10 protein-coding genes and 2 pseudogenes are annotated in these 15,668 nt (G+C 46.4%); 11 read left to right on the top strand and 1 reads right to left on the bottom strand.

Going from position 1 to position 15,668, the window contains the following annotated elements; genetic code table 11:
- Positions 1 to 9: 9 nt before the first annotated feature.
- Positions 10 to 500 (bottom strand): annotated as a pseudogene (locus DXE31_RS09390) (patatin-like phospholipase family protein); the annotation flags it as partial.
- 244 nt (positions 501 to 744) lie between these two features.
- On the opposite strand from DXE31_RS09390, the gene scpB reads away from it, so the two are divergent.
- The 11 genes and pseudogenes from scpB to DXE31_RS11780 all read left to right on the top strand — a co-directional run bounded on the left by scpB (position 745) and on the right by DXE31_RS11780 (position 15,159).
- Positions 745 to 1,464 carry an SMC-Scp complex subunit ScpB gene (scpB, locus tag DXE31_RS09385; RefSeq protein ID WP_114698573.1) on the top strand — a complete coding sequence of 240 codons (720 nt, stop codon included), beginning with the start codon at positions 745 to 747 and terminating at the stop codon, positions 1,462 to 1,464.
- 6 nt (positions 1,465 to 1,470) lie between these two features.
- Positions 1,471 to 3,222 (top strand): pseudouridine synthase, encoded by a 1,752-nt coding sequence (locus tag DXE31_RS09380; protein WP_114698572.1) that lies wholly within the window; start codon positions 1,471 to 1,473, stop codon positions 3,220 to 3,222.
- 172 nt (positions 3,223 to 3,394) lie between these two features.
- Positions 3,395 to 3,886 carry a ribosome maturation factor RimP gene (rimP, locus tag DXE31_RS09375; RefSeq protein ID WP_114698571.1) on the top strand — a complete coding sequence of 164 codons (492 nt, stop codon included), beginning with the start codon at positions 3,395 to 3,397 and terminating at the stop codon, positions 3,884 to 3,886.
- A complete protein-coding gene (gene nusA, locus DXE31_RS09370; protein ID WP_114698570.1) occupies positions 3,883 to 5,364 on the top strand; it encodes a transcription termination factor NusA in 1,482 nt (493 codons plus the stop codon). The genes rimP and nusA overlap by 4 nt, the downstream gene beginning before the upstream one ends.
- Positions 5,365 to 5,377: 13 nt before the next feature.
- Positions 5,378 to 8,122 carry a translation initiation factor IF-2 gene (gene infB / locus DXE31_RS09365; RefSeq protein WP_114698569.1) on the top strand — a complete coding sequence of 915 codons (2,745 nt, stop codon included), beginning with the start codon at positions 5,378 to 5,380 and terminating at the stop codon, positions 8,120 to 8,122.
- 14 nt (positions 8,123 to 8,136) lie between these two features.
- Positions 8,137 to 8,505 carry a 30S ribosome-binding factor RbfA gene (rbfA, locus tag DXE31_RS09360; RefSeq protein ID WP_114698568.1) on the top strand — a complete coding sequence of 123 codons (369 nt, stop codon included), beginning with the start codon at positions 8,137 to 8,139 and terminating at the stop codon, positions 8,503 to 8,505.
- Positions 8,506 to 8,508: 3 nt separating this feature from the next.
- Complete coding sequence (gene truB / locus DXE31_RS09355; RefSeq protein ID WP_114698567.1) at positions 8,509 to 9,420, top strand: tRNA pseudouridine(55) synthase TruB; 912 nt, start codon at positions 8,509 to 8,511, stop codon at positions 9,418 to 9,420.
- 61 nt (positions 9,421 to 9,481) lie between these two features.
- Complete coding sequence (gene typA, locus DXE31_RS09350; RefSeq protein ID WP_114698566.1) at positions 9,482 to 11,299, top strand: translational GTPase TypA; 1,818 nt, start codon at positions 9,482 to 9,484, stop codon at positions 11,297 to 11,299.
- Positions 11,300 to 11,412: 113 nt separating this feature from the next.
- Complete coding sequence (locus tag DXE31_RS09345) at positions 11,413 to 13,764, top strand: Tex family protein (protein WP_114698565.1); 2,352 nt, start codon at positions 11,413 to 11,415, stop codon at positions 13,762 to 13,764.
- Positions 13,765 to 13,858: 94 nt separating this feature from the next.
- Positions 13,859 to 14,612: pseudogene (locus tag DXE31_RS09340) on the top strand (tripartite tricarboxylate transporter substrate-binding protein).
- 289 nt (positions 14,613 to 14,901) lie between these two features.
- Positions 14,902 to 15,159, top strand: coding sequence for a pseudouridine synthase (locus tag DXE31_RS11780; protein ID WP_231969509.1), 258 nt, complete (start codon positions 14,902 to 14,904; stop codon positions 15,157 to 15,159).
- The last annotated feature ends 509 nt before the right edge of the window (positions 15,160 to 15,668 follow it).

Raw genomic sequence — 15,668 nt, 5'->3', positions numbered from 1 at the left:
GTCGTGCCTTTAAGGGCCTTTTAGTTTTTCCATTATCAACACACCAATTGCTCCTGTGTTGCGACTTCGCCAGCAAGGATTGCAGCGTTTCTGGATCTAAAATCACCGCTACTCATTTGTTTTAAATGCGGCTGAATCACAAGGTCAGCACTTTTTAATTCGTACTGATTGATGCTCCGTTGCATGATGGAGATGGTTTGTTGCAAGACACCCAGTGTGCCGCTGGCATCTTGAAGCACTGGTTCAAAAGAGATATTGACTGCAATAACTAACGTTGCCTCCATCTGTCTTGCATAACTGACCGGCACAGGGGCGACTAATCCCCCATCTACATATTCTTTTCCGCTAATGACTTCTGGCTGAAACACTCCTGGTACCCTGCAAGAGGGACGTACTGCCAAACTGGTATTACCGGTTCTAAATAAAACGCCTTTGCCAGATTGAAGTTCAGTGGCAACAATTCCCAAAGGGATGCGCATTTGTTCAATCAATTTGTTTTGCTATGGAATCTGGGGGCTTGGGCATCGAGAAGGGGGAATTAGTGGAATTCATCGGTATGTGGCTATTGTATTGAGCCTACCTTATAATGTGGACAAGGCGAACGAAAAGGACTTCGTTTCAGCGCGGGCATATCCCAAGAAGAACTGATGAGATAGATTGTCCGTAGTAGCTTAAGAACACCAAACCCATTACTAAATACATTTTTAAAACCTAATCAGGATTATTCCTGTCAGCCCGAATTTTATGGATGATCACAATAAGCGCGTAATCGAAACAGCCCTTCTATGTGCGCAGGGGCCACTCACCGTAGCTGAGTTGGCTCGCCTATTTGTTGAGGACATCACTACAGCAGATATTGATGAGGCACTCGTTGAATTGCAACGCGCCTGGGATGATAAGGGCATGGAGTTGGTGCATATCGCAACGGGCTGGCGTTTTCAGAGTTGTTTGTCGATGCGCGAGTATCTTGATCGTATTTCTCCAGAGAAGCCACCAAAATATTCTCGTGCTGTCATGGAAACGCTGGCAATCATCGCTTATCGCCAACCTGTGACCCGTGGTGAGATTGAAGAAATTCGTGGCGTTGCTGTAAGTACCAATGTGATGAAGCAGTTAGAAGATCGTGGCTGGGTAGAAGTGATTGGTCATAAAGAAACAATTGGCCGTCCGGGTTTATACGCCACCACTAAGCAATTTTTGGATGATCTCAGTCTGACTAATCTACAAAGCTTACCAATCTTAGAGGATGCGGCGCCTATGGCTGCTGCTGAGCAATTGGGACAAGCGGTAATGGAGTTTGATCCATTCGCAACTGTAGAGACAGTGTTGATCGATGGTGAAGTCGAAGAAATTGAAATTGCTGCAGAAAATACGGTGGAAGTAGACGCAGCTGAAGTAGTTGCGGAAGAAGGAACCGATGAAGTTACTCCTGAGTTTGATAACAAATCAGACGAAACAAAATAATTATTAATGACAAGCTCTAACGAAAACGATGCATCCCCGGTAGTTAATCCATCGGCAAATCCCACAGACTCTGACGTTGCGGTATCTCAACCGGATAGCCAGCAAGTCGAGGGTGGGGAGCGCGGAGAACGAGGCAATCATCGTCCTCGCCGTCAAGGCTCTGGTAAGCACTCATTTAACAAGAAGCGTCCATTTAATAAAGCTCGACCACGCCGCGAGGGTGGTGAGTCCAATGGTCCGCGAGAAGGTGGCAACCAGCAAGGTAATAACCAAGCTTCTAAATTAGCTCCTAACCCTGCGGAGAGCGAGGCCTTATTTGCTGCAGTAGTGTCGGGTGAGTTTGATGCTGCTCTTGATGCGCCTGAAGTTGAAAAAGTTAAAAACCACGATGGTGTGAATGAAAGCGAGATCTCTCATCAGACGGGTGCAGAGCGACGTGCACAACGTTCACGCGAAGACGAAGATCCAGATGCGCCAACTGAAGATGAAGTCAGTAGTTTGCAATTTGCTAACGTTGATAATTTGCCATTGAGTTTGCGTGATGAAGTATGGTCAGACCTTGATGGTTTGGATGACGATGCTGATGACGAAGATACGGTTAAGTTGCATAAAGTACTGGGTGATGTTGGCATGGGTTCACGTCGTGATATGGAAAACTTGATCATTCAAGGACGTGTTTCAGTAAATGGTTTACCTGCACACGTTGGTCAACGTGTTGGCCCAACAGATCAAGTTCGTATTAACGGTAAGCCAGTTCATCGCAAGATTCAGACTAAGCCACCCCGCGTCATCATGTATCACAAGCCTGCTGGCGAGATCGTGAGCCAGTCAGATCCAGAGGGTCGTCCAACGGTGTTCGATCGTTTGCCTAAGCCGCGTCAAGGACGTTGGATTGCAGTGGGCCGCTTAGATTTTAATACTGAAGGTTTATTGCTCTTTACCACTTCTGGTGAGTTAGCAAATCGCTTAATGCATCCACGTTACGGTGTCGAACGTGAATACGCTGTCCGCATACTGGGCGAGTTGAGTCAAGATAATATGGCGCAATTAAAAACCGGCATTACGCTTGATGATGGCCAAGCCAAATTTTTACGCTTGGCAATGGGTGGGGGTGATGGTGCGAACCGTTGGTACCACGTTGCTTTAACCGAAGGTCGTAATCGCGAAGTGCGTCGCATGTTTGAAGCGGTAGGTCATACCGTATCTCGCTTAATACGAACTCGCTATGACATTTTCTTATTGCCTCCTCGCTTAAGACGCGGCAAGTGGGAAGAAATTGAAGCAGGCGGTATCTATAACTTGATGAAGTCTGCTGGCTTAAAAATGCCACAGCCACAAGACAAAAGTCGCAGTCCAAATCCCAACCATCGGGATCGTCGTCCTATTGGAGATGATTTTCAGCCGGATCCAATGCAAACCTCGGTTTCTTATTGGGGGTCTCGTGATGCTTTAACCCTAGCTAGTGGGCATAACGGCCTAACTCATCAGGGTAGGGGTGGAAAACCAGGCGGAGGCGGCTCAGGTGATGGGCACGGTCCGTTCCGTGGTCGTGCTCAGGGTGGCAGATCAGGACAAGGTGGTCAGGGCGGCCAAGGCCAAAACCGCAATAAAGGCAAAAAAGTGCATCATGGCCAGTCTGCTTTTGTGACAGGAAACCCGCAAAGCCCCGGACATGCTCCTAAAAGAGGAGCACCAAAAGGGCACAAACCGTTCAATAAAGGATCTGGAAAACTGCGAAATCCAGGCGAAAGTTTCTGATTTGTATCGGTTTTATGCCAAATAGGCTATAATTTTAGTCTTACAGCAGGGTTTTTCTGTTAATAGTTTTTACCGACTGTTGTTGCGAGCAAGGTAAGTCGACTTGTTCTGAATTTCGAGAATATGGGCTTTGAAGCCCATTTTTTTTGCCATTTTGGTATGAAGGGGTGATGTGAAGGATCAGCAGATCATTTCTGCAGAGCTGGAAAACTTGCGTTACACGCTAGTCGATATCGAGCGTGAAGCTGGAGGTTTGCTGCGCGTCACAATTGCAAACCCCGATTATGAACGCTTGATTACGGTTATGGATTGCGAAAAGGTTAGCCATCAGTTGAGCTACGCCTTGCCCGTTGAACATATTCCTTACGAGCGCTTAGAAATTCCCTCTCTAGGATTGGATTGTCCAGTAAAAACTGCCGCTGATTTTGAGCGTTTTGCTGGAATGCAAGTTGATTTGAAATTACGTGTTGCTGTTGGTAACCGTAAGAATTTTCGTGGTGAGTTACAAGGTTTGTTGAGCGGTGAGTTGAATTCACCCGATGCAAAGTTTGGTTTGGTATTTGAGGGCGGGGATGGTCAGCCTTCTCAATTGGAGTTCTCTTTAGCCGAGGTCGATAAGACTCGGTCGGTCCCTGTTATTGATTTCAAAGGAAGACAGTCATGAGCCGAGAAGTTCTCATGTTGGCAGACGCGCTAGCGCGTGAAAAGAACGTTGTTCAAGCGATCGTATTCGAAGCATTGGAGATGGCTTTAGCCTCTGCAACTAAGAAGCGCTACGCTACAGAAGACGTGGATATCCGCGTTTCGATTGATCGCGACACTGGTAAATACGAAACCTTCCGCCGTTGGTTGGTTGTTCCCAATGAAGCAGGTTTGCAAGAGCCGGATAAAGAGATTCTGCAATTTGAAGCTCAAGAGCAAATACCGGATATGGAAGTTGGCGACTACATTGAAGAGCAAATCGAATCTTTGGCCTTTGGTCGTATTGGCGCCCAAGCTGCTAAGCAAGTCATTTTGCAACGCATTCGTGATGCTGAGCGCGAGCAAATTTTGAATGACTACCTCAAGCGTGACGAGAAAGTCATGACAGGTACAGTGAAGCGTGCTGACAAGAATGGTCTGATTATTGAATCAGGTCGCGTAGAGGCATTGCTGCGTCGCGATCAAATGATTCCAAAAGAGAACTTACGTTCAGGTGACCGTGTACGTGCATATATTCTTAAGGTAGATCGTGAAGCGCGTGGCCCACAAATTGAGCTTTCTCGTACCTGTCCACACTTCTTGATCAAATTGTTTGAGAACGAAGTTCCAGAGATGGAGCAGGGCTTATTAGAGATTAAAGGCGCTGCTCGTGATCCTGGTATCCGCGCCAAAATCGCTGTGATTACTTATGACAAGCGGATTGACCCAATTGGTACTTGCGTTGGTGTGCGCGGTACGCGCGTAACTGCAGTGCGTAATGAAGTTGCTGGCGAAGCCGTAGATATCGTCTTATGGTCTGAAGATCCAGCGCAGTTTGTGATTGGTGCTTTGGCTCCTGCTCAAGTCTCTTCGATTGTAGTTGATGAAGAGCGTCACGCGATGGATGTCGTCGTTGACGAAGAGAACTTGGCAATTGCTATCGGTCGTAGCGGTCAAAACGTTCGCTTAGCGAGCGATTTGACAGGCTGGCAGATCAACATCATGACTCCTGAAGAGTCTGCTGAGAAAACTGAAAAAGAAGCCTCCTCGGTGCGCCAGTTGTTTATGGATAAGTTGGACGTTGACCAAGAAGTGGCTGATATTTTGATTGAAGAAGGCTTCAATGCATTGGAGGAAGTGGCGTATGTTCCGCTTTCTGAAATGTTAGAAATTGATTCTTTCGATGAAGATACCGTTAACGAGTTGCGTACTCGTGCGCGTGATTCTTTGTTAACAATGGAATTGGCAAAAGAAGAGCGTATTGGTGAAGTTGCACAAGACTTGCGCTCCTTAGAAGGCATGACCCCAGAACTGATTGCCAAGCTTGCTGACAATCAAGTTCATACCCGTGACGACCTCGCAGAACGGGCTGTTGATGAGTTAGTTGAGGCGACACAAATTGACGAAGAAACTGCGAAAACGCTCATCATGAAAGCGCGCGCACATTGGTTTACTTCATGAGAGGAAGTAGTGCATGGCAACAACAGTAAAAGTACTCGCTAAGGAACTGAAAAGAACTGCGACTGACCTCTTGGAGCAATTGAAGGCAGCCGGAATCGATAAAGTCTCTGAAGACGACAGTATTACCGAAAAGGACAAAATTGTTCTGCTTGAACATTTACAAAAGGCGCATGGTAGCCCTGATACGGGCGCGCGTAAAAAAATTACCTTCATTAAGCGTGAGAGCTCAGAGATTCGACAAGCTGACTCTACTGGCCGTACTCGTACGGTACAAGTAGAAGTTCGTAAGAAGCGTGTTTTGGTGAATGCTGGTGACAAAGTTCCTGAAGAAACTCCTGCTGTAGTAGCTAAATCAGCAGCACCTGCTGCACCAGCAAAGCCTGTTATCTCCGAAAAAGAGTTAGAGAAACGCGCAGCGGAAGCAACACGTCAAGCAGAGTTGTTGGCTCGTCAAGAAGCGGAAATGAAAGCTGCTGAAGAGGCGCGTCAAAAAGAGGCGGCTACTCCAGCGCCTGCAAAAGCGCTTGCGCCAGCAGCTGCAGCCGTAGCTGCTGAGAAAAAAGCTAAGACTGATACAGCAGCGAAGGATTTAGGGGCAAGCAAAGAAAGCGAATTAGCAGATATTCGTTCACGTCGCGCGGCTGCTGAAGCAGAGGCTTTAGCAATTCGTGACATGATGAGTGCTCCTGCACGTGTTTTAAAGGCTCCAAGTGAAGTGGCTGCCGAAGAAGCGAAAAAAGGCACCTTGCATAAACCTGCAAAGGCGGAAGGTGCTGAAGATAAGAAGAAATCAGCTGCCAAGGTAGGCGGTAAAACAATTAAATCTTCTGAGACTTCCTCTACTTGGCAAGAAGAAGGTGCCAAGAAGCCTGGCGGCTTGAAGACTCGTGGCGATACTTCTGGTGGTGTCGGTGGTTGGCGTTCTGGTGGCGGTCGTAAGAAGCAACGCCAACTTGCGGAAGCGAATGTCGATACGAACTTCCAAGTCCCTACTGAGCCAGTGGTGCGTGATGTTCATGTTCCAGAAACCATCACAGTTGCCGAGTTAGCACATGCAATGGCGGTCAAGAGTGCAGAAGTGATTAAGTTGCTGATGGGTATGGGTCAGATGGTCTCTATCAATCAAGTGCTTGATCAAGATACTGCAATGATCATCGTTGAAGAAATGGGTCATAAAGCACATGCGGCCAAGCTAGATGATCCAGCTTTAGATTTGGGTACAGACGGTCAAGATGCAGAATTATTGCCACGTCCTCCAGTAGTGACAGTAATGGGTCACGTTGATCACGGTAAAACCTCTTTGCTGGATAAGATTCGTGCTGCAAAAGTTGCCACTGGTGAAGCTGGCGGTATTACTCAGCACATTGGTGCGTACCACGTGGAAACCCCGCGCGGCATGATTACCTTCTTAGATACTCCAGGTCATGAGGCCTTTACGGCTATGCGTGCCCGTGGAGCTAAGGCAACCGATATTGTGATCTTGGTGGTGGCTGCAGATGACGGCGTTATGCCGCAAACGAAGGAGGCGATTCACCACGCCATCGCTGGTGGTGTTCCTTTAGTTGTGGCAATCAATAAGATTGATAAACCTGAGGCGAATTCTGAGCGCGTTAAAACGGAATTGGTTGCAGAGCAAGTTGTTCCTGAGGAATACGGTGGTGATGTGCCCTTTATTCCTGTTTCTGCAAAGACTGGTGAAGGTATCGATGTCTTACTTGAGAACGTACTTTTACAGGCTGAAATTCTAGAGCTGAAAGCACCGAAAGATGCTCTTGCTCAAGGCTTAGTTATTGAAGCGCGTTTGGATAAAGGTAAAGGTCCGGTTGCAACAGTATTAGTTCAATCCGGTACGCTCAAGCGTGGTGACATGCTCTTAGCGGGTTCTACTTTTGGTCGTGTGCGCGCGATGATGGATGAGAACGGTAAGCCTTGTAATGAAGCTGGTCCGTCTATTCCTGTGGAAATTCAAGGTTGGTCAGAAGTTCCTGCGGCTGGTGAAGTGGTACAAGTTGTTCCAGATGAACGTAAGGCTCGTGAGATTGCATTGTTCCGTCAAGGTAAGTTCCGCGATGTGAAGTTGGCTAAACAGCAGGCAGTCAAACTTGAAAATATGATGGAAAACATGGGTGACGGCGCAATTGAAGCCAAATTGTTGCCACTCATCATCAAAGCAGACGTTCAAGGTTCACAAGAGGCCTTATCTCAGTCGCTCATGAAGCTCTCTACGCCAGAGGTGAAGGTGCAAATCGTTCACGCTGCTGTGGGTGGCATTACTGAAACCGACGTGAACTTAGCTGTTGTCTCCAAAGCCGTGATCATTGGCTTTAATTCTCGCGCGGATGCTGCTGCCCGTAAGTTCGCTGAAAACAATGGTGTGGATATTCGTTATCACAACATTATTTATGACGCAGTCGATGAAGTGAAGTTGGCTTTGAGTGGCATGTTGACTCCAGATAAGAAAGAAGAAATTACGGGTCTCGTAGAGATCCGTCAGGTCTTCTTGGTATCTAAAGTTGGCGCGATTGCAGGTTGCTTAGTGGTTGACGGTATTGTGAAGCGGACTTCAAGCGTGCGTCTCTTACGTGACAACGTGGTTATTTGGTCTGGCGAATTGGATTCTCTGAAACGCTTTAAAGATGATGCCAAAGAAGTGCGTGCTGGTGTTGAGTGCGGCTTATCATTAAAAGGCTACAACGATATCAAAGAGGGCGATCAGCTCGAGGTGTACGAAGTGACAGAAGTAGCTCGTTCACTCTAAGCGGTTTAAGAAACATGCATAAAACTAGCCCGCATCGTAACCAGCGTCTCGCCGATCAAATTCAGCGGGACCTGGCCGAACTGATTCCCCGTGCATTGCGTGGACCGAGTTTGGGTTTGATTACCTTGCAAAGTATTGAGCTCACCCCCGATCTTGCACACGCTAAAGTATTCTTTACTGTTTTAGGTGCGGAGCCTGCGCATGCTCTCAAAGCGTTGCAAGAAAAAGCAGGCTATTTACATTCACTTTTGTTTAAGTGTTTGCATATTTATACTGTGCCTACCTTGCATTTTCACTATGACAGCTCTGTTGAGCATGGCATAGAGATGTCTAAGTTGATCGATCGGGCTGTCGAGAGCGATCATAAAGACGAGTCTATGTAATTCATGGCTAATCGAATCGACGGCGTTGTGCTGCTAGACAAACCTGCTGGAATGAGTTCTCAGGGAGCAGTGACCGCTGTCAAGCGTGCTTTTAATGCTGAGAAGGCGGGCCACACTGGCACCCTAGATCCTATGGCTACCGGTTTATTACCAATTTGTTTGGGTGAAGCTACGAAGTATTCTCAAGGTTTGCTTGAAGTCGATAAGACCTATATCGCGAGAGTGAGGTTTGGCTCACGCACAGATACGGGTGATGCAGAAGGGCAGATTATTGAGGAATTGCCTTTACCTGTATTTACTAGCGATTCTGAAATCAAGGTAGCACTGGATGCGCTACTTCCTAAATTTACTGGAGCGATTTCACAGGTGCCACCAATGTATTCGGCGCTCAAGCGGGACGGTAAGCCTCTATATGAATATGCCCGCGCTGGTGTTGAGTTAGAACGTACCCCGCGTGATATTGCAATCCACGCTATTCGCTGGACAGAGATGCAGTGGCCTGAAGCCACTTTAGAGGTGAGCTGCAGTAAAGGTACCTATATTCGTGTACTAGCAGAAGATATTGGTAATGCTCTAGGCTGCGGTGCTCATTCAGTTGGTTTGCGCCGTACCGAAGTGGGGCACTTAAATCTAGAACAGTCGTTTACGATTGAATCGATTCAAAACGGTCTACAAAATACGGTTGACTATCTTTTGCCGGTTGATGCACTTTTGCAAACCTTGCCACACCTCACAGTAGATGAGCAGCAAGCAAAACGTCTTGAGATGGGTCAACGGGTACCACTCAGCTTGCCTTCCATTGAGGCATTGGTTCGCATTTATCGTGCTACCGCTGCTCCACATAACTTTATTGGCATTGCTGATTGGCACTCCGGAGTGTTGCATCCCAAGCGTTTGATTTCACAGACTCATTAAAGAAACAGCATATCAAATAATATTCATAACCCTTGTATATCTTTAACCTTAGAAGCTTCACATGACTAAACGCGCACTTCGTAACATCGCCATCATCGCCCACGTTGACCATGGTAAAACTACCTTGGTTGACCAACTCTTGCGCCAATCTGGCACATTCCGTTCCAATGAAAAAATGACAGAACGCGTCATGGACTCAAACGAGTTGGAAAAAGAGCGTGGCATTACTATTTTGTCTAAGAACTGTGCGGTTGAATATGACGGCACTCATATCAACATCGTTGATACCCCAGGACATGCTGACTTCGGCGGAGAAGTAGAGCGCGTGCTGTCGATGGTTGACGGTGTATTACTCCTAGTGGATGCAGTTGAAGGCCCAATGCCGCAAACCCGTTTCGTGACTAAAAAAGCTTTGGCTTTGGGTTTAAAGCCTATTGTGGTGATTAATAAAGTTGACCGTCCAGGCGCGCGTACTGATTATGTAATCAATGCCACATTTGAATTGTTTGATAAGCTAGGTGCTGCTGAAGAGCAGTTAGATTTCCCAGTGGTGTATGCCTCAGGATTAAATGGTTACGCTGGCATGACTGATGATGTGCGCGAAGGTGACATGCGTCCATTGTTTGACACCGTACTTAAACACGTTCCAGTGCGTGATGACAACCCAGAGGGTCCGCTGCAGTTGCAAATTACTTCGATTGAATACAGCACCTATGTCGGCAAGATTGGTGTCGGTCGTGTTAATCGCGGCACTGTGAAGCCTGGCATGGAAGTGGTGTTTATGGATGGTCCTGAGGGTGCTAAACGTAAGGGCCGCATCAATCAAGTCTTGAAGTTCCGTGGCCTAGAGCGTGAGTTGGTTGATGAGGCCCAAGCGGGTGACATCGCGCTCATTAACGGTATTGAAGACTTGGCAATTGGTACAACCGTTTGTGCTCCAGAGACTCCAGAAGCTCTGCCAATGCTCAAGATTGATGAGCCTACTTTGACCATGAACTTCATGGTGAACACTAGCCCATTGGCAGGTCGTGAAGGTAAGTTTGTTACCAGCCGTCAGATTCGTGAGCGTCTTGATCGTGAATTAAAGGCCAATATGGCTCTGCGCGTTAAAGATACAGATGATGACACCGTATTCGAAGTGTCTGGTCGCGGTGAATTGCATCTCACCATCTTGGTCGAAACCATGCGTCGCGAGGGTTATGAGTTAGCAGTTTCTCGTCCACGCGTGGTTTTCCATGAAGAGAATGGCGTGAAGATGGAGCCATACGAGAGCTTAACCGTTGACGTTGAAGATACGACTCAAGGTGCCGTAATGGAAGACTTGGGTAAGCGTAAAGGTGAATTACTCGATATGGTGAGCGATGGTAAGGGTCGTACTCGTCTCGAGTACCGTATTCCAGCGCGCGGTCTGATTGGTTTCCAAGGTGACTTCATGACCATGACCCGCGGTAATGGCTTGATGAGCCACACCTTTGACTCTTATGCACCAGCAAAAGATGGTATTTTAGGTGAGCGTCATAACGGCGTATTAATTAGCCAAGATGATGGTGAGGCTGTTGCTTATGCGTTGTGGAAGTTGCAAGACCGTGGCCGGATGTTTGTGAACCCTGGCGATCCTTTATACGAAGGAATGGTGATTGGTATTCATAGCCGCGACAATGATTTGGTTGTGAATCCGATTAAAGGCAAGCAATTAACGAACGTTCGTGCCTCTGGTACAGACGAAGCAGTGCGTTTGGTCACACCAATTGCGATGAACTTGGAATACGCTGTTGAATTTATCGATGATGATGAATTGGTTGAGGTAACACCGAAGAGTATTCGTATTCGTAAGCGCTATCTCAAGGAGCATGAGCGTAAAAAAGCCTCACGCGAATAAGTCAATTCAAAAAACACCACAAAAGTCACCTCCGGGTGGCTTTTGTTCTTCATTGAAATCAAAAGTTAAAAAAGTAGAAATAGCAATACACCTGAAACTCAAAGTACAAATTCATGTTGCCATCGATCGAACAACGTCTTGCCCAAGAACTTGCTGCCAAGCCTGCTCAAGTAGCTGTAGCCATTGCTTTAATGGATGAGGGGGCTACCGTGCCCTTTATTGCCCGTTATCGCAAAGAAGCTACTGGTGGCTTAGATGATTCTCAGTTGCGTTTGCTTGAGGAGCGGCTGAGCTATTTGCGTGAGTTAGAGGATCGTCGTAAAATGATTGTGGCTTCGATTGAAGAGCAGGGCAAGATGACGCCAGAGTTGCTGAAAGCGATTATGTTTGCGGAAGATCAAACTCGTCTTGAAGACCTTTATCTTCCATACAAGTCCAAGAGAAGAACCAAGGCGCAAATAGCCTTGGAAGCGGGCTTAGAGCCTTTGGCAAATGATTTGTTAGCTAATCCTAGCTTGAGCCCAGAGGTTGAAGCTGCGAAATACATCAAAGATGCATTTAAAACTGAGCAAGGTGATAACGCTGGTGTGCCAGATATTAAGGCTGCCTTAGAGGGCGCTAGACAAATCTTGATGGAGCGTTTTTCAGAAGATGCGACTTTAGTGCAGTCGCTGAGGACCTACCTCCAAGATCATGGTGTTGTCGAGTCAAAGGTGATTGCTGGAAAAGAGCAAGAGGGCGAGAAGTTTGCTGACTACTTTGACTATTCTGAGTCAATTAAAGCGATCCCATCACATCGTGCCTTAGCCTTATTTAGAGGTCGTCGTGAACAGATCCTGCTGGTGAATTTACGCTTAGATGCTGAAGAAGAAAAACCAAAGTGGGATTCCTTTCATAACCCGTGTGAAAGTCGTATTGCCCATCATTTTAAGATCAAGAATGAGGGTTTGGCAGCGGATGCTTGGCTGGCTGACACAGTAAGGTGGACCTGGAGAATTAAGTGCTCATTACATTTAGAGTCTGAGCTTATGACTGCCCTTCGTAAGCGTTCAGAGATTGAGGCCAGCAATGTATTTGCTCGCAACTTGAAAGATCTCCTATTGTCAGCTCCGGCCGGACCTAGAGTCACTATTGGCTTGGATCCTGGAATGCGCACTGGTGTAAAAGTGGCGGTAGTTGATGCAACTGGAAAAGTCGTTGATACCGCTGTGATTTACCCCCATCAACCGAAGAATGATTGGGCTGGTTCATTGCATACCTTAGCTAGGTTGGCTGAAAAACACGATGCCACTTTAATCTCGATTGGTAATGGCACCGCCTCACGTGAGACTGATAAGTTGGCTCAAGAGCTAATCAAAGCAAGACCAGAACTTCAGCTCACCAAAATTGTGGTTTCTGAAGCAGGTGCATCGGTGTATTCCGCCTCTGAATACGCTTCAAAAGAATTGCCAGGAATAGACGTTTCTTTACGTGGTGCGGTGTCGATTGCGCGTCGCTTACAAGATCCGCTTGCCGAGCTAGTTAAGATCGACCCAAAATCGATTGGAGTGGGTCAATACCAGCACGATGTAATGCAGACCCAGTTAGCAAAATCGCTAGTAGCGGTTGTAGAAGATTGTGTAAACGCAGTAGGTGTTGATGTGAATACTGCTTCTGCGCCTTTGTTGGCTCGGGTTTCCGGGCTTAACTCTACAGTGGCCGAGGGTATTGTGGCTTACCGCGACAGCAAGGGAGCATTTAAATCCAGAGTGGAACTGAAAAGTGTTCCACGTCTTGGTGCAAAAACTTATGAACAATCTGCAGGATTCTTGCGCATTATGGATGGTGATGATCCTTTAGATGCTTCAGCAGTTCATCCAGAATCTTACCCGTTAGTGGAAAAGATCTTGAGAGATATCAAGAAGGGTGTCAAAGAAGTGATTGGCGACGCTAATTTACTGCAGTCACTTTCCCCAGAAAAATATGCTGATGGCCAGTTTGGCGTGCCGACTGTCACCGATATCATTAAAGAATTGGAAAAACCTGGTCGCGATCCTCGTCCAGAATTTACGACGGCGACCTTTAAGGATGGCGTTGAAAAGATCAGTGATCTCAAAACCGACATGATTTTGGAAGGCGTTATTACAAACGTTGCTGCATTTGGTGCTTTTGTCGATATTGGTGTACACCAAGATGGCTTGGTCCATATATCTGCGTTATCGAATACCTTTGTAAAAGATCCTCATACCGTAGTCAAAGCAGGGCAGGTTGTTAAGGTCAAGGTACTAGAGGTTGACGAAAAGCGTAAGCGCATAGCGCTGACTATGCGCTTAACAGATGAGGTGTCTAAGGCTAGTTCTAAACCCAGCCACAGAACCCCTAATCGCCCTAAAACAATGGAAACCGGAAGGTCGCAAGAGGACAGGCGTATAGGCCCTCAAATGCATAATGCGATGGCCGCAGCCTTTGGCAAGTTGAAAAAGTAGTACTTTATTTTTGGAATTTTAATTACTTCAGGTATAAATTCTCTAAACCAGTAGGCTGTATGTTTCATGACGAAAGGCATGGATTACTGTGAAAATCTCCCAATCAATTTTCTGTATTGCAGCAATTTCGCTTTGTGTGTTCGGTGTCAGTATTTCTGCTGCAAAAGCGGCTGAGTACCCAGGCGATAGGCCGATCACTTTGGTGGTGCCGTTTGCAGCTGGTGGCCCTACTGACAAAGTTGCGCGTGAACTGGTGCTGGCAAAATGGGTAGGCAACTCAAAGGTCACATTATTGTGGATAACGCTCCAGGAGCGGGTGGCACGATTGGTGCCAAGAAGGTGATTAACTCAAAGAACGATGGTTATACATTGTTGATTCACCACATTGGTATGTCTACTGCGCCAGCCCTGTAAACGATTATGAATATGTTGGTCAAGTAGCAGACGTCTTGGTAGGCAACAAAGATTTACCACCAAAGAACGTTCAAGAATTACTGCCGTACATGAAAGCAAACGCTAGCAAAATTGCTAATGCTGGTATTGGGTCTGCAAGCCACTTCATTCGATAAGAATCCGACTCTCAATGAGCAGAGCTTGAAAAACTTTGAAATTAAAGTCTGGCATGGTGTTTATACGCTCAAAGGCACGCCTAAAGCAGAGATAGATAAGTTAGCTAAGGCTTTGCAAGGCGCTATTCAAGATCCTTTATATAAACAGCACATGGCTGAATTGGGTGTTGAGATCCCAAGACAAGCCAATGCAACTCCAGAGGGCTTGAAAAACACCTCAAAGCACAAATTGATTTGTGGACTCCTATTATTAAATCTGCTGGAATATATGTAGATTGAGTATTTCCAACTTCACCGTATGAACAAGAGCCGCCCTCGTGCGGTTTTTGTTTTTTCATAATCTAAAATAGACACTAAGCAAGATTTGCTTGTAGGGATTTATGAAAGTTAATTCAGAGGGAGTTTCAGCAGCGCGGGTGTATTTGCCTGCTGATCAGGTTCATTCAAATTTACGATCTTTTTTGTCGCGCAGTTTCCTCATATTCAATCAAGTGAGTGGTCAGATCACTTTAGGAGTGACCTTGTTTGAGATTCAGAGGGGCGCGCCCTAAATGAAAACGATCCTTACTTGCCCAATACGGCTTTGATGTATTTCAGGAGATTGGCTAGAGAGCCTGAGATCCCGTTTGAAGAGCAGATTTTGTATCAAGACGAACATATATTGGTGGCTGATAAACCCCACTTTTTACCTGTTACTCCTAGCGGGCTCTACCTCCATCAAACTTTATTTAATCGTCTTAAGAAAAAAACAGGTATTCAGACGCTCAGACCCATTCATCGAATAGATCGTGATACTGCCGGCTTGATACTATTAAGCTTCCAATGACTTACCAAAGTCGCTTCGAGGAATCAGAGCATTTCTTGCAAATGCGAGAAGTAGAAGGTGAGCCTAACTCGGCTACCTTGATTGAGATTGAGCAAGTGCAGGAATGCTGGGCTCAATATAAGCTGTGACCCCCAGGTAGTGGTAAAAAGCATCAGTTACGCTGCGATCTCAATGCCTTGGGTAGTCCTATTCAGAACGACCAGATCTACCCAATTCTGACGCCATATCAGGAATACACCCTGAATTTTGCAAAACCACTGCAATTGCTTGCTCAAGAGATTGTATTTGAAGATCCGCTTACCCATGAATCACGTGCATTTAGAAGTCAGAAAGAATTAGCTCTTTAGAGACTTTCAATACGATCGAATACAAACAAACGATCTATTTGACTTAAATCCAGCTCTCTGAGCCCAAGATGATTTGTTAGGAGCATTCTGAAGGAGTGATCAACATTACTCACGGGAAAACTATGTCATTAAATCATGTAGTAATTTAGATCGATCATCAAG

Origin of the sequence: Polynucleobacter necessarius, from assembly GCF_900095185.1 — a bacterium.
In the GTDB taxonomy this organism is placed as follows: Bacteria; Pseudomonadota; Gammaproteobacteria; order Burkholderiales; family Burkholderiaceae; genus Polynucleobacter.
Note: the sequence above shows the minus strand (reverse complement) of the source record. Positions and strands in the feature narration are given on the sequence as shown.

Coding starts and splice junctions, on each gene's coding strand:
- infB (WP_114698569.1), top strand. CDS start 5,378: ATGGCAACAACAGTAAAAGTACTCGCTAAGGAACTGAAAAGAACTGCG.
- DXE31_RS09380 (WP_114698572.1), top strand. CDS start 1,471: ATGACAAGCTCTAACGAAAACGATGCATCCCCGGTAGTTAATCCATCG.
- truB (WP_114698567.1), top strand. CDS start 8,509: ATGGCTAATCGAATCGACGGCGTTGTGCTGCTAGACAAACCTGCTGGA.
- nusA (WP_114698570.1), top strand. CDS start 3,883: ATGAGCCGAGAAGTTCTCATGTTGGCAGACGCGCTAGCGCGTGAAAAG.
- DXE31_RS09345 (WP_114698565.1), top strand. CDS start 11,413: ATGTTGCCATCGATCGAACAACGTCTTGCCCAAGAACTTGCTGCCAAG.
- typA (WP_114698566.1), top strand. CDS start 9,482: ATGACTAAACGCGCACTTCGTAACATCGCCATCATCGCCCACGTTGAC.
- rbfA (WP_114698568.1), top strand. CDS start 8,137: ATGCATAAAACTAGCCCGCATCGTAACCAGCGTCTCGCCGATCAAATT.
- scpB (WP_114698573.1), top strand. CDS start 745: ATGGATGATCACAATAAGCGCGTAATCGAAACAGCCCTTCTATGTGCG.